Annotated in this window: 21 protein-coding genes; 9 read left to right on the plus strand and 12 right to left on the minus strand. The window is 66.3% G+C overall.

Annotated elements, in window-relative coordinates:
- Window positions 1–21: 21 nt before the first annotated feature.
- The 4 genes from I6H87_RS21135 to I6H87_RS21150 form a co-directional block, all read right to left on the minus strand.
- The gene (locus I6H87_RS21135) at window positions 22–1,350 is read right to left on the minus strand and encodes a sensor histidine kinase (RefSeq protein WP_011616624.1); all 1,329 of its coding nucleotides are present in this window, start codon (window positions 1,348–1,350) and stop codon (window positions 22–24) included.
- 8 nt (window positions 1,351–1,358) lie between these two features.
- A complete protein-coding gene (gene cqsA / locus I6H87_RS21140) occupies window positions 1,359–2,651 on the minus strand; it encodes an alpha-hydroxyketone-type quorum-sensing autoinducer synthase (RefSeq protein WP_011616625.1) in 1,293 nt (430 codons plus the stop codon).
- A 704-nt stretch (window positions 2,652–3,355) separates the two neighbouring features.
- Entirely contained in the window at window positions 3,356–4,651 is a 1,296-nt protein-coding gene (locus I6H87_RS21145; protein ID WP_011616626.1) for a hypothetical protein, read from the minus strand.
- A gap of 101 nt (window positions 4,652–4,752) precedes the next feature.
- Entirely contained in the window at window positions 4,753–5,742 is a 990-nt protein-coding gene (locus tag I6H87_RS21150) for a Bug family tripartite tricarboxylate transporter substrate binding protein (protein ID WP_011616627.1), read from the minus strand.
- Between the two features lie 154 nt (window positions 5,743–5,896).
- Here I6H87_RS21150 and I6H87_RS21155 point away from each other — a divergent pair, with 154 nt between their 5' ends.
- Complete coding sequence (locus I6H87_RS21155) at window positions 5,897–6,826, plus strand: LysR substrate-binding domain-containing protein (RefSeq protein WP_011616628.1); 930 nt, start codon at window positions 5,897–5,899, stop codon at window positions 6,824–6,826.
- A gap of 18 nt (window positions 6,827–6,844) precedes the next feature.
- On the opposite strand, the gene I6H87_RS21160 is transcribed toward I6H87_RS21155, so the two are convergent.
- Complete coding sequence (locus I6H87_RS21160; RefSeq protein WP_011616629.1) at window positions 6,845–7,813, minus strand: Bug family tripartite tricarboxylate transporter substrate binding protein; 969 nt, start codon at window positions 7,811–7,813, stop codon at window positions 6,845–6,847.
- A gap of 62 nt (window positions 7,814–7,875) precedes the next feature.
- Window positions 7,876–9,489 (minus strand): sulfatase family protein, encoded by a 1,614-nt coding sequence (locus tag I6H87_RS21165; RefSeq protein ID WP_011616630.1) that lies wholly within the window; start codon window positions 9,487–9,489, stop codon window positions 7,876–7,878.
- A gap of 98 nt (window positions 9,490–9,587) precedes the next feature.
- Here I6H87_RS21165 and I6H87_RS21170 point away from each other — a divergent pair, with 98 nt between their 5' ends.
- The gene (locus I6H87_RS21170; protein ID WP_081225793.1) at window positions 9,588–10,499 is read left to right on the plus strand and encodes a LysR family transcriptional regulator; all 912 of its coding nucleotides are present in this window, start codon (window positions 9,588–9,590) and stop codon (window positions 10,497–10,499) included.
- 28 nt (window positions 10,500–10,527) lie between these two features.
- On the opposite strand, the gene I6H87_RS21175 is transcribed toward I6H87_RS21170, so the two are convergent.
- The 3 genes from I6H87_RS21175 to I6H87_RS21185 all read right to left on the minus strand — a co-directional run bounded on the left by I6H87_RS21175 (window position 10,528) and on the right by I6H87_RS21185 (window position 13,732).
- Entirely contained in the window at window positions 10,528–11,730 is a 1,203-nt protein-coding gene (locus tag I6H87_RS21175; RefSeq protein WP_011616631.1) for an acyl-CoA dehydrogenase family protein, read from the minus strand.
- A 35-nt stretch (window positions 11,731–11,765) separates the two neighbouring features.
- The gene (locus I6H87_RS21180) at window positions 11,766–12,764 is read right to left on the minus strand and encodes a Bug family tripartite tricarboxylate transporter substrate binding protein (protein ID WP_011616632.1); all 999 of its coding nucleotides are present in this window, start codon (window positions 12,762–12,764) and stop codon (window positions 11,766–11,768) included.
- A gap of 122 nt (window positions 12,765–12,886) precedes the next feature.
- Window positions 12,887–13,732: an IclR family transcriptional regulator gene (locus I6H87_RS21185; RefSeq protein WP_371852257.1), complete on the minus strand. Its 846-nt coding sequence runs from the start codon at window positions 13,730–13,732 to the stop codon at window positions 12,887–12,889.
- 125 nt (window positions 13,733–13,857) lie between these two features.
- Here I6H87_RS21185 and I6H87_RS21190 point away from each other — a divergent pair, with 125 nt between their 5' ends.
- A complete protein-coding gene (locus tag I6H87_RS21190; protein WP_010812519.1) occupies window positions 13,858–15,093 on the plus strand; it encodes a CaiB/BaiF CoA transferase family protein in 1,236 nt (411 codons plus the stop codon).
- Window positions 15,094–15,111: 18 nt separating this feature from the next.
- Here I6H87_RS21190 and I6H87_RS21195 read toward each other — a convergent pair whose 3' ends face one another.
- Window positions 15,112–16,032 carry a LysR family transcriptional regulator gene (locus I6H87_RS21195; protein WP_010812518.1) on the minus strand — a complete coding sequence of 307 codons (921 nt, stop codon included), beginning with the start codon at window positions 16,030–16,032 and terminating at the stop codon, window positions 15,112–15,114.
- Between the two features lie 187 nt (window positions 16,033–16,219).
- Here I6H87_RS21195 and I6H87_RS21200 point away from each other — a divergent pair, with 187 nt between their 5' ends.
- Both I6H87_RS21200 and I6H87_RS21205 read left to right on the plus strand, forming a co-directional pair.
- Window positions 16,220–17,563: a DUF3100 domain-containing protein gene (locus tag I6H87_RS21200; RefSeq protein ID WP_011616634.1), complete on the plus strand. Its 1,344-nt coding sequence runs from the start codon at window positions 16,220–16,222 to the stop codon at window positions 17,561–17,563.
- Window positions 17,564–17,588: 25 nt separating this feature from the next.
- Entirely contained in the window at window positions 17,589–18,761 is a 1,173-nt protein-coding gene (locus I6H87_RS21205; RefSeq protein WP_010812516.1) for a M20 aminoacylase family protein, read from the plus strand.
- Between the two features lie 10 nt (window positions 18,762–18,771).
- Here I6H87_RS21205 and I6H87_RS21210 read toward each other — a convergent pair whose 3' ends face one another.
- On the minus strand, window positions 18,772–19,353 hold the full coding sequence (locus I6H87_RS21210) for a nuclear transport factor 2 family protein (protein ID WP_010812515.1): 582 nt from the start codon (window positions 19,351–19,353) through the stop codon (window positions 18,772–18,774).
- A 108-nt stretch (window positions 19,354–19,461) separates the two neighbouring features.
- Between I6H87_RS21210 and I6H87_RS21215 the strand changes: the two genes are divergently transcribed.
- A complete protein-coding gene (locus tag I6H87_RS21215) occupies window positions 19,462–20,004 on the plus strand; it encodes a MarR family winged helix-turn-helix transcriptional regulator (RefSeq protein ID WP_010812514.1) in 543 nt (180 codons plus the stop codon).
- Here I6H87_RS21215 and I6H87_RS21220 read toward each other — a convergent pair.
- Window positions 20,001–21,224, minus strand: coding sequence for an IscS subfamily cysteine desulfurase (locus tag I6H87_RS21220; RefSeq protein ID WP_011616635.1), 1,224 nt, complete (start codon window positions 21,222–21,224; stop codon window positions 20,001–20,003). The genes I6H87_RS21215 and I6H87_RS21220 overlap by 4 nt on opposite strands.
- 369 nt (window positions 21,225–21,593) lie before the next feature.
- On the opposite strand from I6H87_RS21220, the gene I6H87_RS21225 reads away from it, so the two are divergent.
- Genes I6H87_RS21225 through I6H87_RS21235 form a run of 3 tightly spaced genes read left to right on the plus strand, consistent with a single transcriptional unit; the run spans window position 21,594 to window position 24,074 of the window.
- A complete protein-coding gene (locus tag I6H87_RS21225) occupies window positions 21,594–22,127 on the plus strand; it encodes a flavin reductase family protein (protein ID WP_011616636.1) in 534 nt (177 codons plus the stop codon).
- A 36-nt stretch (window positions 22,128–22,163) separates the two neighbouring features.
- Complete coding sequence (locus I6H87_RS21230) at window positions 22,164–23,648, plus strand: 4-hydroxyphenylacetate 3-hydroxylase family protein (protein WP_010812511.1); 1,485 nt, start codon at window positions 22,164–22,166, stop codon at window positions 23,646–23,648.
- A gap of 45 nt (window positions 23,649–23,693) precedes the next feature.
- A complete protein-coding gene (locus I6H87_RS21235; protein ID WP_010812510.1) occupies window positions 23,694–24,074 on the plus strand; it encodes a cupin domain-containing protein in 381 nt (126 codons plus the stop codon).
- Window position 24,075: the final 1 nt, after the last annotated feature.

Here is a 24,075-nt window from a genome sequence, read left to right on the forward strand (position 1 = left end):
CAATGCCGGCGCCTGCTATTGCTATTGCGATGGCGCCTCGGGCCATTTCCCCTTGCGGGGAAGGCGCATATCGAACTCGGTGAACACGTGCTCCTCGGAGCGGCAGCTGATGCTTGCCCCCCAGCTGTTCAGCACCTTCTGGCAAAACGCCAGTCCGATGCCGGTGCCGCGATGTGCCGGGTAAGAGAAGAAGGGCTGGAACATCCGGGCCAGCACTTGCGGCGGCACGCCCGTGGCGGTGTCGCGGAACACCACATGGACGGCGTCGGGCCGGACCTCGCAGCGGATATGGATGGTGCCCTTGCCGGCCCGCTTGGTCGCTTCCAGCGCGTTCTTCAGCAAGTTGGTCGTGACCAGCCCGAACAACTGGGCGTTGCCCATCACGTAGGCGGGGCCAGGCAGGTCGACGGTGACCAGATCCAGGTCGCTGTGCTCGAACGGAAACCGGCCGACAGCGTCGCGGATCACACCGCCCAGTTCGAACAGCTCCTGCGTGGCGTTGTCCGGGTTCTTGGAGTTGGCGACCAGCAGTTCAATGCTGTTGCTAATATGGGCCAGGTCTGATTCCATCCGGGCCACGGCCTGCATCAGGCCGTCGCGCTGCGGCGTGTCCTGGTCCAGGGCTGCCGGCAGCCGCGCCTTGAGGCCCCTGGCAGTCATGGCCAGGCTGGTCAGCGGCGTGCGCAGTTCGTGCGCGACGGTGGCCAGCGCGGCGGCCATCCCGCGCCGCTTCTGTTCGGCCAGCAGCTGGCGGTCCATCTTGATCACCACCAGCACCGCGATGACAAAGCCGATCACCGGCAGCTGCAGCAGTACCGGCTCCCACGGGATTCCGCCCATGGAGTTGCCCGCCAGCACGAACAGCGCAATGGCTGCTGCGGCCCCTGAGAACAAGGCAATGGTCGCGAACGCGGTGTTGAAGTGATACAGGATCACCACCGCGATGATGACCGATTCGGCCCACACCATGGAGCCGCCATTCTCCAGGTAGAAGAAGATAAAGGCGAACGGCAGGCCTATGGTAATGGCAAAGAGTGCATAGGGCGGCAGCCAGCGCCGGTCCGAGAAGGCGGAGGCGAACAGCAGCGGCACGAACAGCGCGGTGCAGACCAGGCGCAGCCAGAGGTTTTCATAGGGCTGCGGGAAGATGTAGGACCAGATCACGTAGTACAGCGGGTGTCCGATCACGCCCAGCGCCCCCACCATCTGGATCCGGCGCAGCCGGATGACGCTCTCCTCGTCCAGCAGCGTAGCCCGCGCGGCGGTCTCGAATACAGTCTGCCACGCATCGCGGGCGACGCCGGCAAGTGAGGTGCGGCCGTCTTCCGCTTGCGCTACCTTTGCATCCATCTCCAGGACTACTCCTCGCGGGAGCCTGCCAGCGACCCGCTTGTGGGATTTTGAGACTTGCGCCGGGCCCGGCGCGTCGAGGACCATTCATCCAGCCGGACTTCGTCGCGGATGCTGGCGAGCACGCCGACCAGGCGGTCGATTTCATTGGCGGCAAGTTTCGCATGCAGCGTAAGTCGCATCAATGCCCGATTCTTCGGTGTTGCCGGCGCACAGAATACCGCGCCGAAGATCCCGCGGCTCTGCAGCGCATCGCGCAGCACCTTGACTTGCGGCTCGGTTCCCGCCTCCAGGCCGATGATCTGCTCGGAGCCTTCGCTGATGTTGTAGCCCAGTTCGGCAATCGCAGCCCGGGTGTCGCGAGTGATGGCGTGCAGGCGCGCACGGCGCTCATCCGCCGTGGCGACGAAATCCGTCACGGCATCGAACCACGCAACCTCATGGCGCAGCAGCCCGGAACTGAAAATGGCCGGCCGGGACTCAACCGCGAAGAAGTCCTTGAAGTCGGTCGAACAGGCAACATAGCCGGCGCGGCCGGCAAACGCCTTGGCCAGCGAGGCCGTGCGGAAGTGTACGCGCTCGGACAGCCCGAGCGCGCGCACCAGGCCGCCGCCAGACGGCCCATGGGTGCCGAGCGAGTGCGACTCATCCACCACCAGCACGCAGCCAGACGCCTCCGCCAGGTCGACATAGTCCTCCAGCGGCGCCACGCTGCCGGTGGTGCTGTAGACCGAGTCCACCATGATCACGCCCGGGCCGAAGCGCTCAAGCTGGCGGCGCACGTGCTCGCAATCGTTGTGGCGCACCGGCACGGCCTGCGCGCCCGCGGCGATGATGCCCTCCCACAGGGAGGCATGCCCGTTCATGTCGATATAGACCGGAATGCCGGGGCCGGCAATGCACTGCACCAGGCCGACGTTGGCGGCCCAGCCGGACTGGGCGATCAGCCCGTCCTCGGCCTGCATCAGGTCTGCGATCTTGCGCTCGACGCGCCGCTGCGGGGTGTCGCCGTGCTGGAACACGGACGACATCAGCAACTCCGGCTCCTCATTGAGGAAGGCCCGCGCCTGCGCCTGTACCAGAGAGGTCTCGCCGAGCAGGCAGAGATAGTCGTTGCTGCTCAGGTGCAGTGCATCGGGCCCGGGCGTGCGTCCGTGAAGCAGATGATCGCCGCCCCAGAGCTTGCCCATCCGCTCGTCGAAATGTTGTGCCATCCGCGCCGTGATCCATGGCGGCAGCGTGGGGGCTTTGGCGCGAGAGGCGTGGCGCATCGAGTGCGGAGGCTCGGCTTCGGAGAACATCGGCTTTCCTTCTACAGGTCGGGTAATCAGTGAGATCGGTGGCAAGGCTCTGCATGGCGGTTGCGGCAAAAAGCTGCCGTCCGCGCGCGACGCGGCCGCACCCAGTCCTTCCGGCGAGGTGCCATTGCTGACAAGTCGGGGGAGTCCTGTTGACGTAGCGACCACTGTGCCAGCCTTACTCAGCGATTGTGACCGGACTTCCACCAATCCAACGTCCGTTTGGAGTGGGGGGTGCCGGGTTGAGACAGCCGCGTCGTGGCCGCACCTTCGCCGGCCGATAGGCCGATTTCTCACTGTAAAATGCCTTTAGCATCACTTATGTGATGCTTGCGCTACCTGCTGCGCCGGTCCGTGAAGCCCGGACCGGGCGGGCTCGCGCTTGGCGGGACCTTGTCAGGCCCGGGACTGCCGAATGCTCATCATCAGTTTTGGTGAAGAATGCCCTTTTTGCACGCCCTGTTTACAGGCAGGCGCCTGCGGCAGCGCGCCATAGCCAGGAAGCGGGGCAACATGGGACTTGGCACCGAGGGCGGGAGACAAGGGGACTGCCAGGTACGCAGGTTGCCGCCAGCGTGACCTGGCTGGCGGCGTGTGGGGGAGGGGGGCTTCGGAGAGAGGGCGCTGCCCATGGCGCTTCCAGGCTGGTGCCTTTGGCGCAGGGGTACAGGGCAGCAGCGTGCTGCGACGCTTGTGTCGGGGGCGCCTTACGCCTGGCCTGCCTCGTCGATCAGCGCGGAAACGTCGACGATATACATCTGCCGCTCGGAGTCGTGGATCGAATCGATGCACACGTGCCGCCCGTCGCGGCTCCAGCGTGGATGCAGGTCGCAGCGGTTTTCCTTCTTCAGGACCGGGCTGGTGTAGTAACTGCCCAGGTCATGGCGCACGCCCTGCGCCATGTCGAAGAGAAACAGCACGCGCTCGTTGGTGTGCGCGTCGGGATAGGTGTCGCTGAGCAGCCAGCGCTTGTTGGTGGGCGAGAAGGTCATGTGACCGTTCTCGGTCAGGATGCCGTCGCCGATGACTTCAACCTTGCCGCCGGGGCTGTCGTGGTAGAGGTGGTAGTGGATGCTGCCCGCGTGCGGTCCCCACACGATGATATTGCTATCGTCTTGCCAGAGCGGATGGGAGATCTGGTACTCGGACTTCTCATAGTCGAAGGTGCCGACCGCGTTCGGATCGAAATCTTCGGCAAGCTGCGGCAGCGGATGGTCGGAGCATTCGAGCAAGCGCATGTCGCTGCCGTCCGGATTGACCGTGATCAGCCGGTGCAGGAAGCAGGTTTCGTCCTCGACCCGTTCGGTCCAGCGGTGCAGCAGCAGCACGCGCGATGAGGACGGGTTAATTTCGATGTGGCTGACCCAGTGGATGGCCTTGTCCATCGAGGCGCGCGGATTGAAGTTGCGCAGGTCAGCGTAGCTCACGACCAGGCGCGTCTGGCCGGTGCGCAGGTCCATGTAGTGGATGCCGTCGTCGGCGGGCGCATTGTCCAGCGCGGGCTGGGTGCCGTGGTCGCTGTAGCCGATGGTCTGGTGCGTGACGTAGAGGCGGCGGTAGTCCACGCACAGTGCATAGCGGCTGTCCGGCGCGACCACATAGACCGGCATCGGCAACTGGCGCGCTTCACCGGTATCGAGGTTGAAGATGGTGGCGCCCAGGTTGGGATAGAAGGCCTTCACGTCCTGGGTGCGGCAGTTGTAGACAAGCTGGCGCTGTGCTTCCCCATCCAGCCATTGCAGCTGCGAGCCCATCTGCCAGTTCCAGGCGGTAGTTACCCCCACGCGATGGAAGCGGTCGTTGTCCTGCAGGTCGAAGTAGCCGATCTCGGCAACCAGGTCGGGGGTCAGGTCGGCATCGGCCATCGGCACGCGCTGCGCCAGCAGGTAGCGGCCGCTGCGGTCCCAGTTGGTCTTGTTGTAGTAGCCGAAGAAGTGATGAGGCTCGCCCGCGCCGACGCGGCGGCAGGGCAGCGGCTTGGCAATGATGCGTTCCGTTGACATGAAGCGTGTGTGTCCGTGTTGAAGCTGAAGTCTGGAAGGGGCAATGGCTGGCCGCGCGGCCAGCCATGAAGGGGGCGTGTCCGTGCGCGGATGGAAGCCGCTTATTCGGCGCTGATCCTGCCCTTCAGGATCACCTGGTCCCAGCGCACTTTCTCCGCGGCGACGAACTTCTGCGCGGCATCGCGCGTATTGGCCACCGGGGTCATGCCCTGCTCTTGCAGTCCCTGCCGGAACTCCGGCGTGGCCACGATCTGGCGGATATCGGCGTTGAGCTTGTCCGCGATCGCATCGGGCACCCTGGCGCCAACCGCAACCGTGGTCCAGGAAGTCGCCACGAACGACGGGTAGCCGGCTTCGCTGGCAGTGGGCACATCGGGCAGCGCGGCCGAGCGGGTCTTGCCGGTCACCGCCAGCGCCTTGAGCTTGCCGGAGCGGATATAGGCCAGCGTGGTGGGCGGATTCTCGAACATCATGTCGATCTGGCCACCGAGAAGATCCGTCATGGCCGCTGAGCTGCCCTTGTACGGCACATGCGTGATCGGCGCATTGGCATTGAGCCGGAACAGCTCGCCCATCATGTGCACCGAGGAACCGACGCCGGCCGAGCCGAAGGTCCGCGTGTCTGGCTGCTGGCGCGCCAGGCTGGCCAGTTGCTGCAGGTTGTTCACCGCCAGCTTCGGGTTGACCACCACCACGTGCGGCATCTCGGCCAGCACCGTCACGACCTTGAGGTCGGTGGCGGGGTTGTAGTTCAGCTTCTTGAAGGTGGCATAGGTGGCGTGCAGGCCCAGCGAGCCCAGCAGCAGCGTGTAGCCGTCGGGCGCCGCATCGACCACGGCCTTGCCCCCGATATGGCCGCCGGCGCCGGGCCGGTTCTCGACCACCACCGATTGCTTGTAGAGCTTGCCCAGCCGGTCGGCCAGCATGCGTGCCTGCAGGTCCGAGCTGCCCCCGGCGCTGAACGGCACGATGATCCGGATCGTGTGGTCCGGATAGCCCGGCTGGGCGAGCGCGCTGCCCGTGCCGGCGATGGCCAGCACGGCCGCAACGATCGCGCGTTTCCAAACATTCCGGGGTGAATGCCGCTTCATCAACTTTCTCCTTGGGTTCTGGTCCTGCCGTCTTGGAAGCGGCAATGCGAAGCGAGTGTAGAGGAGGGGTTGGCATTCTGAATAATTCTTTGTTCAATGCACCCTATGCAGATTTGATATACATTGCCCGACGCGCCCGTCCCTTGCCGATGCCATGTCCCGTCCCCTGAATTTCCGCCAGATCGAGGCGTTCCGCGCGGTCATGCTGACCGGAACTACGACCGCGGCCGCTGCCATGCTGCATACGACCCAGCCGTCGGTGAGCCGATTGCTGGCCCAGATGCAGGCGGCGACTGAACTGAAGCTGTTCGATATCCAGAAGGGCCGGCTGCGGCCGACGCAGGAAGCGCGGCGCCTGTTCGACACGGTGCAGAACCACTTCCAGGGGCTGGCGCGGATCGAACAGGACGTGGCGGTGCTGCGCAAGTCCGGCACCGGCGTGCTGCGTATCGGTTGCACGCCTTCACTCGGGCTGGGGGTGATGCCCAAGGTGATCCGGCCGTTCACCGAGCGCCACCCGGACGTGCATATCAGCCTGCAAACGGTCGGCGGGCACCAGTTGCGCGAAGGGTTGCTGCATGGCCTCTACGACCTGGTGCTGACCACCAGCGAGATCGATCATCCGCACCTGGATGTCAACGTGGTGCATGAGTCGGGGGCGGTGTGCGTCATGCACCCGGAACACGCGCTGGCGGCGCGCGACACCCTTCGCGTGCGCGACTTGCGCGGGCAGTTCCTGATCCTGCTGAACGCAGACGATGCGCTGCACCTGGCGGTGCAGCGGCTCATGCAAAAAGCCGGCGTCGAGCCGTCGGCGACCATCGAGACCACTTACTCAGGCACGATCTGCACGATGGCGGCCGAAGGGGCGGGCATAGGGATCGTCAATCCCTATGTCGCGGCTGTATTCGGACACGGCTTGCGGGTGGTGCCGCTCGCACCGCGCTGCCCGGTGGAGGTGCGCATGGCGTTCTCCGGGCATTCCGCGCCATCGGAGATCGCGGAGGAATTCGCGGCGCTGCTGGCGGCGCATTTTCGCGTGCGCTCGCCGCTGGCGGAGAAGGCGGGGCGGGGGCGGGGCTGAAGGCCCCGGGGCAGTCGCTCAGTCCAGCGACACGCCGAGCTTGCGGATCAGTTCGCCCCAGCGCGTACGCCCCGCGGCCAGCCATTGCGCTGCCGCCGCGCCGTTGCTCGTCTGCGGCCGCACGCCCTGTGCCAGCAGCTTCTTCTGGAAATCCGCGTCCGCGAAGACGGTCTTGAGCTGCTGCTCCCAGCGCGCACGGATGGCCGCGGGCGTGCCTGAGGGCAGGAACATGACGAAGGCGAACTCGGCATCGAAGTTGGCGATGCCGGTCTCTGCCACCGTCGGCACGTCCGGGAGCAAGGGGTCGCGCTTGAGGCCGGACACCGCAAGCGCGACCAGCTTGCCGCCCTTGATGTATTGCACGGCGGTCGGCGTGGCCAGGAATCCTGCCGGTACCTGACCCGCGAGCACGTCGCTCAGCGCTGGCGCATTGCCCTTGTAGGGGACATGGGTGCCCCGGATCTGCGTGCGTGCCTTCAGCATCTCGAACACAATATGGCCCGGCGATGCTACGCCAGCCGATGCATAGGACAGGTCTTTGTCCTTGCCGGCAGCCAGGAACTGCTTCAGGTCGCGGATTTTCAGGCCGGGATGCGTGACCAGCACCTGATTGAAGGTGCCGGCCAGGCCAACCGGCTCCAGGTCGCGGACCGGGTCGAACGACATCTTGCGATAGGCGAACGGATTGACGGTGACAACGGTGTCAGTCGACATCAGCAACGTGTAGCCGTCCGGCGTCGCATGCGCGACGGCTTCGGCACCGATGTTGCCGCCGGCGCCGGAGCGGTTCTCCACCACGACCGGCTGCTTCAGGTCGCGCCCGGCACGCTCGGCAATGAGCCGTGCCACGGTGTCGAGCGGGCCACCTGCAGGAAAGTTGACGATCAGGCGGACCGGCTTGGCCGGGTAGGCATCCTGCGCGCAGGCGGGGACCGCGGCCGCCAGCATGGCTGCGGCGATCAGTATTCTGAAGGGACGGGGTGTCATGGTTGTCTCCGTGGATATTGTTGTCATGGGGTGCTGCCGCTGGTGGCGCGGGCGGACCCGATTCAGGCAAGCGCGGTCGGATTGGGGCTGGCGTCGCTGTGCGAGATCATGGTGACCAGCAGCTGGTGCAGCAGCGCCTGGCGCGTGCTTGCCAGCGCTGGCGCATCCCACAGGTTGTGCGATTCGGTTGGGTCGGTTTCAAGGTCGTAGAGTTCGCCCCACGGCGCGCCTTCGTACACACTGAGCCGATAGCGCGCGGTTTGCAGCGTCCGCATGCGCGTGCGCATCGGGAAGCCGAACATGGTGCGCTGGTTCTCTTCCTCGATCAGCAGGGCTTCCCGCGGCAATGCCTCGCCGGCGATGGCGGGCAGCAGCGACAGGCCTTGCATGCCGTTGTAGGGCGCGCAGCCCGCGCGCGCGAGGATCGACGGCGCGATATCGATGCTCGAGCACAGTGCCTGGCTGCGCGCGGCGCGGGCATCGGTGGCCGTGCGCGCTGCGGGTTCCGACCAGATCAGCGGCGTGCGGATCAGGCCCTGGTAGTGCAGCGGCCCTTTCCAGAGCAACTGGTGATCGCCGAAGAAGTCGCCATGGTCGCTGGTGAACAGGACCACAGTGTTGCGATCCAGGCCGAGCGCGGCCAGGTGCGCCATCACGCGGCCGATGGTGTCGTCGATATGCGCGATCGAGCCATAGTTCAGCGCCAGCGCTTCGCGGGCCTCGCGCGCCGTGCAGGCGAACATCGCCGGCGTATGCTTGACGGCGCGGCCGGCGTCGCGCTGCGCGTGCATCCAGCGCAGGTGCGGCGGCGCCAGCGCCGGATCGGCGTCGAACGAGGGCGGCAGGGTCATGTCCTCGGGCCGGTACATGTCCCAGAATCGGCCGGGTGGCGTGAACGGGTGATGGGGATCCGGAAACGAACACTGGATCATGAAGGGGGCGTCCTCCTGCGCGTATTGCCCGAGCAGGTCAATGGTGCGATCGCCGATCCATGCCGTGGTCGACAGCGTTTCCGGTACGCGCGTGCGCCAGGCCTGCCGCGCTTCGGCCAACACATAGCCAGGCGTCGGGATGGCATGCTCCTGGCCGCAGGCACGCGCTACTTCGGGATGGCGCTGCTCCAGCCAGCGCCGGTAATGCCCGCCGGCCGTGTCGCCATGGTCGGTCACCAGCTGCACGTCGGCAAAGCCGTAATACGGCAGGGACATGGCGAAGTCAGGATCGTCGCGCCAGGCCGGTCCCCATTCCTGGTCGAAGCGCCCGCTTTCAGGCCGGCGCGCTTCGCCCTCCGTGCGCGGATCGCCGGGACGTGGCCAGACGGGCGCAAGGCCGGTCATGTTCTGCAGATGCGATTTGCCGACCAGCCCCGTGCGATAGCCGGCATCGCGCAACCGCTCGACAAACGTCGTCTGTGACAGCGGCAAGGGAATGCCATTGTGGCGCGCGCCGTGTACCGACGGCACGCGCCCGGTCATCAGCGATGCGCGGTTCGGCATGCAGATCGGCGAGGCCACATAGCAGCGCTCTGCCACCCAGCCGTGGCTGCCGAGCCGGTCGATATTGGGCGTCTGCACCACGGCGTTGCCATAGATGCCGAGATGGTCGGCGCGATGCTGGTCGGTGATGAACAGCAGGAAATTGGGGCGGGCGCTGGCGGGAATGCTGGACGGGGGCATGGCAATGGCGGCTTGCGGGGGATGGAAAAATTATTGCATCGTCCGCGATTCCATTGAAATGATTAATATGACCTCTGCTATAACCTGAAACTCATACCATGGACTGGACCCAACGGATGCGTATCCGCCAGCTGCATGTGCTGGTGGCGCTACATGAAACCCGCAATGTCAGCCGTACCGCTGCGCGCCTGAACATGACCCAGCCAGCCCTGTCGCGCTGGCTGGCCGAGCTGGAGAGTGAACTGGGGGTGGCGCTGTTCGAGCGGCATTCGCGCGGCCTGGTGCCGACCCGCTTCTGCGAAGCGCTGGTCGTACATGCCCGCACCATCCTCAATGAGATCGAACGCACCCAGGCCACCATTCGCGTGATGGCAGAAGGCGCGGCTGGGCAACTGGCGATCGGCGCGACGCCAACCGTATCGGTCGACCTGCTGCCGTCGGCGATCAGCCGGTTCCGCGAGCGCTTTCCCGATGCCCACCTGACGCTGGCAGAGGGCACCGTCGAAGACATGCTGCCGGCCCTGCGCGAAGGACGGCTGGACTTCGTCATGGGGCGTACCGAAGTGCAGGGCATCGACGGCGAGCTGCGCTGCGACCTGCTATATCCGGAGACCATCCGCGTGATCGCCGGCCCCACGCATCCGCTTGCGCGCAAGCGCAAGGTCGGGTGGGCGGATACGCGCGCCTATACCTGGGTGGGGCCGCCCGTGACCAGCCAGATCCGGCGCGAGCTGGACTACGAACTGGCACTGGCCGGCGAACCCGCCCCATGTGTGCGGATCGAGAGCGCGACGTTGCTTGCCAACGTGTCGCTGCTGCAGCAGGGAGAACTGCTGGCCGTGATGTCAGGCCGGATGGCAGCGTTCTTCAGTCGCCTGGGGCAGGTGGCGATATTGCGGCTGCCATACCGGCGCGAGGGCATGGTCGGCGTGCTCCGGCGCCGGGACACCGAGCAGACGCCGCTGCGGCAGGCGTTCATGGACGCGCTGGCTGCCAGCGCGCACGGATAGTCAGATAGTCAGCAAGGACGCAATCCGGCTACCGCGCCGGTTGCCTCGCATCTGGCTCAGGCCCACTCCCCTCCAGCGCCGCCCCACGCGCCTCCATCGTCCTGCGCGCAATATTGAGCTGGTGGATCTGCGTCGTGCCTTCATACAGCCGGAACAACCGCACATCGCGATAGAAGCGCTCGGCCACGGTGCGTGCCATATACCCGCTGCCGCCGAACACCTGCACCGCGCGGTCGGCCACGCGGCCGGACATTTCGGAGGCGAACAGCTTGCACATCGACGCCTCCATGGTCACGTCCTCGCCGGCGTCGCGCTTGCGCGCGGTGTCGAGCACCAGTGCGCGGGCGGCGTGCAGTTCCGTATTGCTGTCGGCGATCATCTGCTGCACCAGCTGGTAGTCCGCGATCGGCTTGCCGAACTGCCGGCGCTGCGCCGCGTAGCGGACCATCTCGTCGACCAGCCGGATGGCGGGCCCCACGCACAGGCCGGCCAGGTTGATGCGCTGCTTGTTGAGCGCCTTCATCGCCGTCTTGAAGCCGACATTGGGTTTGCCGCCGACGATGGCGCTGGCCGGCACGCGGCAGTCCTTCAGGTAGACATCGCCCACCGGCGAGCCGTGCTGTCCCATCTTGCGTTCCGGTTCGCTGGTGCTGAGGCCCGGGGTGCCGCGCTCGATCAGGAAGGCGCTGATGCCATGGGCTCCCGGTGTATCGGGATTGGTGCGGGCGAACACGGTGAACAGGTCGGCGATCGGCGCATTGGTGATAAAGCACTTGCTGCCGTTCAGCACGTAGTGATCGCCGTCTTGCCTTGCGGTGGTTTGCAGTGATGTCGCATCGGAGCCGGCTTCCGGTTCGGTCAGCGCAAAGCAGCCGGTCACCTTGCCGGAGGCCAGTTGCGGCAGGTAGCGCTGCCGCTGCGCTTCGGTGCCGTCGGCCACCAGCGATTCGGAGGCGATCCCGGTATTACCGCCGAAGCGGGCACGGAACACGGTGGCGGCCTGCGAGACCTCGATGTTCACCAACGCCAGCTCCTCGGTGGTCAGCCCTGCGCCACCGTACGCTTCGGGGATGCTGTGGCCGAACAGGCCGAGGCGGCGCATCTGTTCGACCACGGGCTCGGGGATGACATCGGTGCGGTCGATCTCCGCCTCTAGCGGGATGCAGGTTTCGAGCACGAAGCGGCGGATATCGGCAAGCAGCGCTTGCTGGCGGGCGGAGTCGCGGATCATGGAATGTTTCCGGTAGGTTGGATGAGCGTGTGCGGCTACTGTGCCGTGATGCCGGCGGTCTTCAGCACGCCGGTCCATTTCTTGGTTTCCGTGTCCAGGAAGCGGTCGAATGCGGCGGTGGATTGCGGTGCCAGGTCCATGCCGAGTTCGGCCAGGCGGCGTGCCGTGGCGGGGTCCGCGGTGGCCTGCGCGGCGGCCTCGGCCAGCTTGCGCACCACCGCGTCCGGCGTGCCCTGCGGCGCGACCAGGCCGAACCACCCGCCCACTTCATAGCCGGGCAGGCGCGCGGCCTCGGCCACGGTGGGCACGTCGGGCATCACGGCTGAGCGTTTTGCCGAAGTCACCGCCAGCGCGCGCAGCTTGCCGCTTTGCACCTGCTGGCGGGCAATGGCCGAGGTCAGCGCCATCATCGAGACGCGCGCGCCCAGCAGGTCGCTCATGGCCTCGGGCTGGCCCTTGTAGGGCACGTGGGTGAGCTTCACGTGCGTCATCTGCGCCAGCAGTTCGGCCGACAGATGGTTCGAGGTGCCGACGCCCGCGCTGGCGTAGGTCAGCGTGCCGGGCTTGCTGCGCGCGGCGTCGAGCAGTTCAGGCAGTGTGCGCAGCGGCGACGAAGCCGGCACCACGATCACGTTGGGTACGGCACCAATGCCCGCCACCGCGCGGAAGTCCTTGCCGCTCTTGCCCTGGATCGACGGGTTCAGCATCGGCCCGACCACATAGCTGGGGCTGACCGCCAGCAGCGTATAGCCGTCGGCGGGTGACCGGGCGACGAAGTCCGCGCCGATGGCGCCGCCGGCGCCGGTCTTGTTCTCGACGATGACGGGCTGCTTCAGTACCTTGGCCATGTTCTCCGCGGTGATGCGGGTGACGGAGTCGACCACACCGCCCGCCGAGAACGGCACGATGATCCGTATCGGGTGGTCCGGGAAGCGCGCCGCATTGTCAGGGGCGGCCAGCACTGGCAGCGGCATCAGCGCGGCGCAGGCCAGCATGCCGGCAGCGAGCCGGCGCAACGGTTGGATGGCATCCATCTTGTCTCCTTGGGTTGCCTGCGCCGGGGGATTTCCCGCGGCGCGGTTTCATGCGGGCCTCTGGCGGGCCGCTTGTCATGCCGGCGACATCGCCGGCAGAGTGCATTGCTGCGTCCTGCCGGCTAGCGCGCGCAGCTCAGTTCGATCTGCCGCACCGCCTCGCGCAGCCTTGGCGCCACCTCGCGCTCCAGCATGTTGTCGCGGTTGCGCGATGCGGCGATGGTGCAGTTCAGCGCAAACGGGTCTTCGTGCAGCGACTGGCGCACGGGTGCCGCGATCGCGTGGATCTCTGGCCGCCACTCGCCGCGGCTCAGGCAGTAGCCGTGGGCGCGGAAATGCTTCTGGTCGTCCGTCCACATCTGGCGCTCAACGTTGAAGCGCTCCGGATCGTCCACGCGCAGCCGGTTCAGCAGCGCCGTGCGCTCGTCTGCGCTGCAGGCCAGCAAGATCGCGCGGCCGATCGCGCTGGCCAGCAGCGGCCGGGTGCTGCCGATGTCCGGCTGGTAGAGGTTGCCGGGATCCAGCCGGCAACTGTCCACGTACACCACCGACAGCCGCTCGCGCATGCCCAGGTTCACCGTGCAGCCGGTTTCCCGCGCAATGGCCTCCATATAAGGCCGCGCCACCTGGCGGATCGCCAGCCCGGCCAGCATCGGGTAGGCCAGCGCCAGCACGCCGGCGCCCAGCCGGTACTTCTGGTTGCCGGGCACGCGGCTCAGGAAGCCGAGCAGCCCCAGCGTGTAGGTCAGCCGCGACACCGTCGCCTTGGGCAGCCCCGTGCGCGCCACGATGTCCTGGTTGCCCAGCACCGGGCTGGACGGCGTGAAGGCACGCAGCACCTCCAGCCCGCGCGCCAGGTTGGTGGCGAACTGGCGGTCGGTGGCCAGTGCATCCTCGCTGGCCAGGCCGGGCAGGGGCAGGTGTTCCGGGTTGCGGTCCATGCTGTGCGGTGGTTGCTTGGGTTCCATGCTGGGATCCGGAGATGGGGGCGTCAATGTTGTAGCACGACAGTTCCGCACAGCGAAACCGTGCTTGCATCCGGGCAAGCCGCCTGCCACCTTGCAGCAGACGCCAATGCCGCCGGAGGCCCGCCATGCAAGACCAGGACACACACGCTGTATCGCCAGACGCACACTGCACGGGCCCGCTGGCCGGACTGCGCATCCTGGACATGGCCACCGTGGTGGCCGGCCCGTTTTCCGCCACGCTGTGTGCCGACATGGGCGCCGATGTGGTCAAGCTCGAGCTGCCCGACGGCAGCGATCCGCTGCGCGGGCTTGAACCGGTTACCGAGGACCACGCCCTGTACTGGAAGGTGACCAACCGCGGCAAGCGCGGCATCTCGCTCGACGTGCGCACGCCGCGCGGCCGCGAGATCTTCCTGCGCTTGCTGCCCCAGTTCGATGTGCTGGTCGAGAACTTCCGCACCGGCACGCTCACGCGCTGGGGGCTGGATCTCGACACCCTCCATGCGGCCAACCCGAAGCTGATCGTGCTGCGGCTGACCGGCTTCGGCCAGACCGGGCCCGATGCGGCGCGGCCCGGCTTTGCCCGCATCTTTGAAGCCAGGAGCGGCTTCACCAACCTGGCGGGCACCGCGCAGAGCGGACCGATGCATATGAACTACCCGGTGGGGGACATGATCGCCGGGCTGTTCGGCGCGTTTGCGATTGCCACTGCGGTGGCAGAGCAGCGCGCCAGGCCCGGCCAGCGCGGCCGCGAGATCGACCTGGCCGCCACCGAGGCGTTGTTCCGCCTGCTGGATCCGCTGGCCATCGAATATGAACAGTTGGGGCATGTGCGCCAGCGCGCCGGCAACCGCACCACCTACGCGGCGCCGTCCAACATGTACCGCACCGCGGACGAGATCTGGGTCACGGTAGTGGCCTCCTCCGACGCCACCTTCCGCCGGCTGGCCGAGGCCATGGGCGCACCGCAACTGGCGCAGGCGCCGGAATACGCCACCAACGCCGGGCGCGTGCGCAATATCGAAGCGCTGGACGGCAGCATTGCCGAGTGGTTTGCCGCACAGCCCTATGCCGCCGTGGCGGCCCGGCTGGAGCAGTGCCAGGTGCCATTCAGCAAGGTATTCAGCATCGCCGATATCGTCGACGACCCGCAGATGGCGGCGCGCCAGGCCATCGTGCGGCTGCCCGATCCGGACCTGGGCTCGGTGCCGGCGCCATGCGTGGTGCCGCGCTTCTCGGGCTATGCGCCGCCGTCACCGCGTACCGGGCCGGATGTGGGCGAACACAATGCCGAGGTCTATGGGCGGCTTGGTATCGGGGATGAGGAGCTGGTCCGGCTGCGGGCGGAGGGCGTGGTCTGACACACCGGGCGCGAAGGCTCACTCCCCAGTCATCAGCGCCGAGAAGTCCCCCACGATCTGCCGCAACAGCCGTGCCGCCGGCGGCGACAACACCCGGCCCTGGCGCGACACGGTCTGGATTTCCCCCTGGTAAAGCAGGGGGTTTTTCATTGGCAGCGACACCACGGGCGCCTCGTTAAGCTGGTTCCACAAGGCCAGGCGCGTACACAGGACGTAGCCAAGCCCCGCCGCCGCGAAGTGCCCCAGCGCATTGAATGACGAGGTGGTCAGCAGCGACTGCAGGCGCACGCCCTCGCTGATCTCTGCGGCCTCGATGTGCTGGCGCACGCCGAAGGTCCGGTGCAGGGTGGCGCCAGGGTAGGGCAGCAGGTCCTGCAGGTCCAGCGGCCGGCCCAGCTGCGCCAGCGGGTGCGAGGCCAGCACCTGGGTCTGGATCGGCATCGGATGGGCGTGGTGGCAGCGCAGCCGCGCGTCCTTGGGGGGCTGGAACACCAGCCCGATATGGGCGCTGCCATCGACAATGCGCTGCACGATCTCGTCGGTGCTGCCCACCGACAGGTCCACCGTGATGCCCGGGTGGGCCAGCATGAAGGTGCGCAGGCTATGGCGCATCAGCCATTCGACGAAACCTTCGCCCGCCACGATGTCGATATGGCCGCGCGCCACCTTCTGGATGCTGTCGAGTTCGGCCAGCAACTGCTGCTTCTGGTTGTTCTGGTTGCGGACATAGGCGGCCAGCAGATCGCCCGCCTCGGTGGCAACCACGCCGCGGCCGTGCCGCTCCAGCAGGCGCGTGCCGCAGTCTTTCTCCAGCACGGCGATGGCCCGGCTGACGGCTGAGGGGTCCATGTCGAGGACTTCGGCGGCGCCGCGGACCGAGCCGCTGTCGAGCACCTGCATGAAGTAACGCACGCGCCGCGTGTCCAGTTTGTCGTCCATCGAAAGCACGTGTCACTCCGGTTGAGCGTTGCATTGAATGCAACAAGTTTCCCATATCACGATCATTGATGAAACGCTCAGGCGCCGGAATACTAGCCCGATCCTTCGGTAAGCGGTCAAGATCGAACCGGAATGCCGAAGAGAGCACGTTTGTGCGACATAAGCAGCCTTCCCGCGGAGACACCCGATGACCAACCCCATTGCCCAGCCGGCGCTTGCGTCCGCTTCCCCGATTGCCGCCGTCACCGGCAGTGGCAAGGTACGACTGGCCGTTGTCACGCTGGTCGTGGTGGCGATTGCCGAAACCATTGGCGCGGTGCAGTTCAAGCTGGGGCCCGGCAAGGTCGTGCTGATGCCGATGCTGTGGGCGCTGCTGATGGCCGCGGCGTGGGGCATCGCGGCCCGGAACGTGCCGCGCGCGGTGCGCATCGACGCGCCGCTGCAATCGCTTGCCACCGGGCTGCTCAATGCCGGGCTGCTGCTGTTCGTGGTGAAGCTCGGCCTGACCGTGGGCGGCGCGCTGCCGCAGCTCAAGGGCGCAGGCTGGGCGCTGTTGTTCCAGGAGTTCGGGCACGCGCTCGGGACACTGGCGCTGGGCCTGCCGCTGGCCTTGCTGCTAGGCATCAAGCGCGAGGCCGTCGGCGCGACCTTCTCGGTTGGGCGCGAGGGCAATATCGTCATCATCGGCGAGAAATACGGCATGGCGTCGCCGGAAGGCCGCGGCGTGCTGGCCGAGTACATCACCGGCACCGTGCTGGGCGCGCTCTTCATCGCGGTGCTGTCGGGGTTTGTCAGCAGCCTGGGCATCTTCGATCCGCGTTCGCTGGCCATGGGTGCCGGCGTGGGCTCGGGCAGCCTGATGGCGGCGGCCGTCGGCGCCATCGTCGCGCAGCACCCCGGGCAGGCTTCCGAGATCATGGCGATTGCCGCGGCGTCGAACCTGCTGACCTCGGTGGCCGGCTTCTACTTCACGCTGTTCCTGTCGCTGCCGCTGTGCTCATGGCTGTACGGCAAGCTGGAGCCGGTACTGGGCCGCTTCTCGCGCCGTGACGCCATGCGCGAGGTGCAGGGCGTCAAGCTCGATGGCGCGCTGGCGCACGGCACCTCGGCGCGGGATGCCGCCCTGGGCTGGTTCCTGGTTGGTGCCGGCGTGCTGATCGGCAACAAGCTGTCATACAACGTGCCGCTGTCGGTATCGCTCAAGGGCATCCTGGTAGCCATTGCCATCGTGGTGGCCTGCGACATGCTCAAGCGCGTGTTCCCGCGCGTGCCGCTGCTGCTGACGATGTCGGTGGCGGTCACGCTGATCGGCGTGCCGGGGATGTTCCCGTTCTCCGATGCCGTCATCGCCATGACGGAAAAACTCAACTTCATGACCTTCACCACGCCGGTGCTGGCGCTGGCGGGCTTCTCGGTGGCCAAGGACCTGCCGGTGTTCCGGCTGCTCGGCTGGCGCATCGTGGTGGTGTCGCTGACGGCCACGGCCGGCACCTTCCTCGGCGCCACGCTGATTGCCGAGTTCTTCCACTGAATCCCACCCGTAGCAGAGATTACCCATGTACCGCGACCCCGATATTGCCGACGACATCCGCCAGGACATGCTGGCCTGGCGCCGCGACATCCACGCTGTTCCGGAAACCGCATTCGAAGAACACCGCACCGCTGGCATCGTGGCGCAGGCGCTGGGTTTGATGGACATCGAAGTGCAGCGGGGACTGGCGACGACGGGCGTGGTCGGCACGCTGCGCAACGGCGACGGCCCCAGCATCGCGCTGCGCGCGGACCTGGATGCGCTGAACATGCAGGAGCTGGGCAAGGCCGCCCACGCTTCCACCTGCGCGGGCAAGATGCACGCCTGTGGCCACGACGGCCATACCGCCATGCTGCTGGGTGCGGCCGCGCACCTGTCGCGCAACCGCGATGCCTTCCGCGGCACGGTGCATTTCGTGTTCCAGCCCGCCGAAGAGAATGAAGGCGGCGGCCGCGTGATGGTGGAAGAGGGCCTGTTCGACCAGTTCCCGGCCGATGCCGTCTATGGCATGCACAACTTCCCCCAGTTGCCACGCGGCAAGTTCGCCATCCGCGCCGGCACCATGACCGCGTTCCTGGACAACTTCGAGATCGTCATCACCGGCAAGGGCGCGCATGGCGCCCAGCCGCACCACGGCATCGATTCCGTGGTCGTGTCCGCGCACCTGATCACCGCGCTGCAGACCATTGCCAGCCGCCGCACCGATCCCACCGATTCGGTCGTGGTCAGCATCACGCAGATCCACGGCGGCGATACCTGGAACGTGCTGCCTGAGTCGGTGGTGCTGCGCGGCACCATCCGCACGCTGAACCCCGCCGTGCGGGATCGCACGCAGACGGCGATGCGGCAGATCTGCGAGGGCGTGGGCACGACCCACGAGGCGCGGATCGCGATTGACTACCGCCCCGGCTACCCCGGCGTGGTCAACACCCCCGCCGAGACCGACGCCGCCATTGCCGCCGCCGCGCAACTGGTGGGCGCCGACAACGTGAAGACCGATATCAAGCCGGCAATGGGATCGGAGGACTTCGCCTTCATGCTGGAAAAGCGCCCCGGCGCTTATATCGGCATCGGCGCCGGCGAGAGCGCGGAAGACCCGCCCCTGCACAATCCCTACTATGACTTCAACGACAGGATCCTGCCGCTGGGCGCGGCGTATTGGGTGGCGCTGGTCGCGCAGCAATTGCCGGCCAGATGATCCGCGCCCGTCAGGACCTGCGGGCTGCTTGCGCGAACACGTTCAGGAAGCCCAGCGCGGGCTGCGCGCCGGTGTGCGCTTCGATGGCGGCAGCCAGCACCGGCGCCGGCAGCCAGGGATAGGGCAGCGCCGCCTGCAGGGCCGCCAGCGTGACCGCGCCGGGATCGGCGATCGTGTCCATCCGTTCGATATGGATATGCAGGCTGGCGATACGGTACGTGCCGTCATCGCCGGCGGCAAAGCCCCAGCGGTAATGGCCCTTGCCGACGCGCAAGGCGCTGGCCGCGGTTTCCCGCATCACCACCAGCCAGGGGATCGTCATGGCGTTGCCGTCCAGCGCGGCCGCAACGTCGCCGATGTAGTAGGTCCGGCAGCGGTCGAACGTCTTCGCAAACTCGCTGACCAGCGTCGAGGCAATGGCATCCGCGCCTTCGGCCTTGGGCGGAAAGCTGATGGAGTCGGTATCGATCGAGAAGGTCAGCGACGCATCCGGAGCAAAGGCTTCGTGGATCAGCGCCGGGCGGTTGTTGTCCTTGGCCTCGACGTATTGGGCCAGCCGGGCTTTGGCGGTGGCGAGCGGGATTGTGTTCATGCTGGACTCGGGGGTATGGGTTGAAAGGCGGGGCGGCCAGGGTGTTGCGGCGAGTTTGTTAGAATTTGGCACAAAGCTTGTATCAAAAGCTAAGTGGACATACCGCCGATGGCAACGACTCCTGCAAATAAGAACCTGACCGTAACGCATCCGGCGTGCCTGGTCGACGGCTCGGACCGTGAATTCCGGCACCTGGTGAATGGCCTGCTGCCGTTTGCCGCGCGCCTGCTGTCCGTGCGCGACGGCTTTGGCAGCCTGATCGGCCTGACGGGGGTCCAGTACTCGCTGATCCGCTCGATCCTGCACCTGTCGCAGCAAGGCGAGGTGACGGTCAACCAGCTCGCCGACCATCTGCACCTGAGCGGCCCGTTCATCACCATCGAGACCGGCAAGCTCAAGAAGCTGGGGCTGATCGACAAGAAGGCCCATCCCGAAGACAAGCGCAAGATGCGTCTGACCATCACCGCCGCCGGGACGCGTCTGCTCAATGAACTGCTGCCGGTGCAGCAGCAGATCAACGACGTATTGTTCGACGGCGTTTCCCGCACCGAATTCAAGGTGCTGTGTTCGGTGGTCGACCGGCTGGTCGCCAACGGCGATCGCGCCGCGCTGGATCTCGAACACCTGCAGGCGCGCCGGCAGAAAGGCTAGTGCGCGGCCCACTGCACCGTGCCGACATCGATGCCCTCCTGGTGCATCTCCCATAGCGGGCTCAGTTCACGCAGGCGGGTAACGGTCTCGCTGACCTGCCGGATGACCTCGTCCACCTCTGCCTCGGTGGTGTAGCGCCCAAGCGTAAAGCGGATCGAGCTATGTGCCAGCTCGTCGCTGCGGCCCAGCGCCCGCAGCACGAACGAGGGCTCCAGTGAAGCCGAGGTGCAGGCCGAGCCCGACGACACCGCCACGTCCTTGATGCCCATGATCAGCGATTCGCCTTCGACATAGTTGAAGCTGATGTTCAGGTTGTGCGGGATACGGTGCGCCAGGCTGCCGTTGACGTAGACCTCGTCCAGCCGCGACAGCCCCGCCAGCAACCGGTCGCGCAACGCGCCCACGCGGCGCGCTTCCTCCGCAAGTTCCAGCTTTGCCAGCCTGAAGGCTTCGCCCATGCCCACGATCTGGTGCGTTGGCAGGGTGCCTGAGCGCATGCCGCGCTCATGCCCGCCGCCGTGGATCTGCGCCTCGATGCGGATGCGCGGCTTGCGCCGCACGTAGAGCGCGCCGATGCCTTTCGGGCCATAGACCTTGTGCGCCGTCACGGTGAGCAGGTCGATCTTCAGGGTATCCAGGTCGATGGCGATCTTGCCGGCGGCCTGCACCGCATCGCAATGGAACACCACCCCCGTCGCGCGGCATAGCTCGCCGATCTGCGCAACTGGCTGGATCACGCCGATCTCATTGTTGACCATCATCACCGAAACCAGGATGGTGTCCGGCCGCATGGCCGCGCGCAGCGCGTCAAGGTCGACCAGGCCGTCGGTGCCGACGTCGAGATAGGTCACCTCAAAGCCCTGCCGCTCCAGTTCGCGGCAGGTATCGAGCACCGCCTTGTGCTCGGTCTTGACCGTGATGATGTGGTTGCCCTTGCCGCGATAGAAATGCGCCGCGCCCTTGATCGCCAGGTTGTTGCCCTCGGTCGCGCCGGAGGTCCAGATGATCTCGCGCGGGTCCGCATTCAGCAGCGCCGCCACATGCGCGCGTGCGGTCTCGACCGCCTCTTCCGCCTGCCAGCCGTAGTAGTGGCTGCGCGATGCGGGGTTGCCGAACTGCTGGTGCAGGTAGGGAACCATCTTCTCGACGACCCGGGTGTCGACCGGTGTCGTCGCGCTGTAGTCCATGTAGATCGGAAGGGTGTTCGGCTCGGATTGCATGGCGCTCATTCCTGGAGGCGGATGTGGGGACGACCGTGGGCAAAGCGTACCCGCTGGTCAAGGAAAGTGGGGCCGAGTCTAGCACCGGGTAGCGGCCGTTCGCGGCAGCGCCATGCTGCCGGTAGGGTTGCTTGACGCGCGGACAGCTGCAGTTCAGGCCGCGTGGCGCCACCTGTCCGCTAGCCGGAAAAACTTGTCCAGCAACGGTTTCCGGATTTCATTGAGTCGCCTCGGGAGCTGTCCGGCTCCGCACTCTAGGGTTTCCACCAACTTGAATGCCGTTGTTTTATAGCATTCAATAAAACCTAAGTTACAAAGGTAAATAAACAAAATAACAGGTTTGGTGACAACACTTGCGTAGGAGTCGTGATGGCTGAGTCATCTGTCGGTCAGGGCGTCAATGTGGACGCCGAGGCGCAGCGCCGCTTCAGAAATGCGTTGGCGATGTTTGCAACAGGCGTCGCCGTGATTACCGCGCCGCGCGAAGAAGGGCTGCCGGTCGGCATCACGGTGGCGTCGTTCAACTCGGTATCGCTGGATCCGCCGCTGGTGCTGTTCTCGGTGGACCGCCGCTGCCTGAGCCTTGGCGACCTGCGCAGCGCGCGGCGCTATGCCGTCAACGTGCTGGGCGAGGCGCAGCAGGATATCTCGAACCGCTTCGCCAGGGCCAATTCCGGCAAGTGGGAAGGCATCGGTTTCAGCAAGCGCAACGAGGACAGCCACGTGCTGCTGCCGGACGCGCTGGCCACCTTCGAGTGCGAGCCCTATGCCATGCACGACGGCGGCGACCACGTGATCTTTATCGGGCGGGTGGTCCGTCACCAGGCCCGCCAGGACGGCCGGCCACTCATCTTCTTTGGCGGCAAGTACCGGGCACTGGAAGACAGCCCGGCCGCCGCCTGAATCCACAAGAACAGACAGTCAGCACAGGAGAACGACATGATCAAGACCGGTAACCAGCACATCGCCATGCTGCGCGATGGCCGCGAGGTGTACCTGGACGGCAAGCGGGTGACAGATGTCACCAGCCACCCGGCCTTCCGCAATTCGATCCGCAGCTACGCCAACCTCTACGACTTCCAGGCGCAGCCGGGCAATATCGACAAGATGACCTTCCAGCCGGCGGGCACCGACCGGCGCGTCAGCCGGATCTGGGAGCTGCCGGCCAGCTACAACGAACTGGTCGAACGCCGCCAGATGCTGGAAGCCTGGACCGAACTGCACTACGGCTTCATGGGCCGCTCGCCCGACCACGTGGCTTCCTGCATCTCGGGCATGTACATGGGCATCGATGTCTTCGAGCAGGCCGATCCGGCACGTGCCGGCGCGCTGCGCGACTACTACCGCTATGCCCGCGACAACGACCTGTTCCTCACCTATGTGATCGTCAACCCGCAGGCCAACCAGTCCAAGTCCGCGCACGAGCAGGAAGACAAGTACCTGGCGGTGGGCATCGTCGACCAGGACGCGGAGGGCATCACCGTGCGCGGCGCCAAGATGCTGGCGACCAGCGGCATCATGGCCAACGAGGTCTTCTGCAGCTGCATCCAGCCGCTGCGCGAGGGCGACGAGATGTATGCGCTGTCCTTCGCGGTGCCGATGAACACCAAGGGCCTGAAGGTGATGTCGCGCAAGTCGTATGAAGCCAATGCCACCTCGGTGTTCGACAACCCGCTGGCCAGCCGCTTTGACGAGAACGACGCGGTGCTCTATTTCGACGACGTCAAGGTGCCGTGGGAGCGCATCTTCGTCGCGGGCGACGTGGGCTTGTGCGCCAGGCAATTCCACGCCACGCCGGCGCACGTCTACCAGAACTACCAGTGCCAGGTGCGGCTGATGGTGAAGCTGCGTTTCCTGGTGGGCCTGGCGCACCGCATCACCGAGATCAACGGCACCAACAGCTTCCCGCAGGTCAGGGAAATGCTGGGCCAGCTCGCCGCCGAAGCAGGCATGGTCGAGGCCTGGGTCTACGGCATGGAGGCCAAGGGCCAGGTCGGCAAGCATGGCTACTTCGTGCCGGACCGCAGCATGCTGTACGGCTCGCAGGTGGTGACCCAGCAGCTCTACGGCAAGGTGCTGGCCACGCTGCGCGAGCTGGCCGGCGGCGGCATGATCATGCTGCCGTCGAGCATCGAGGATTTCGCCAATCCGTCGCTCGCCGGGATCATCGCCAAGACGCAGAAGTCGCCGGTGTGCAGCCCGGAAGAGCGCGTCAAGTTCTTCAAGCTCGCCTGGGACGCGGTCGGCTCCGAGTTTGCGTCGCGCCACAACCAGTACGAGATGTTCTATGCCGGCGCCACCTTTGTCACCAAGGGGCATGCCTATCGCACCTACGACTGGCAGAACGCATCCGGCCTGGTCGACAACATGCTCGGCAGCTATTCCCTTGAAAGCGAACTGGCCAAGCTGCCGCAGGCCGCCTGACTTTCCGCACCTTTCCCAATTCCCGCATCGAACACGGAGATCGACATGGCAATCACCAAACTTCACGACGAGTTCCACACCCTGGACCTGGAGTCCGGCTGGGAGGTCCCCCACGGCTATCCGTCGGGTATCCAGCAGAAGATCCTGTCCGGCTCGCTGGACGAGAACGGCCGCAGCGGCAGCCGTACGCGCCTGCTGCGTTTCCAGCCCGGCGTGTTCACCACCTCGCCCTTCGTGCATGAGTACTGGGAAGAGGTCTACCTGCTCAGCGGCGACCTGACCGTCGGCAACGACGCCAATGGCAAGGGCGGCGAGGCCTTCGTCCCCAACACCTACGCCTGCCGCCCGCCCGGCGCCTTCCATGGCCCGTTCAAGTCAGACGGCGGCTGCATGCTGCTGGAGATCCACTACTACGACCCGGCCTGAT

It is taken from the genome of Cupriavidus necator, from assembly GCF_016127575.1.
GTDB classification, from domain to species: Bacteria; Pseudomonadota; Gammaproteobacteria; order Burkholderiales; family Burkholderiaceae; genus Cupriavidus; species Cupriavidus necator_D.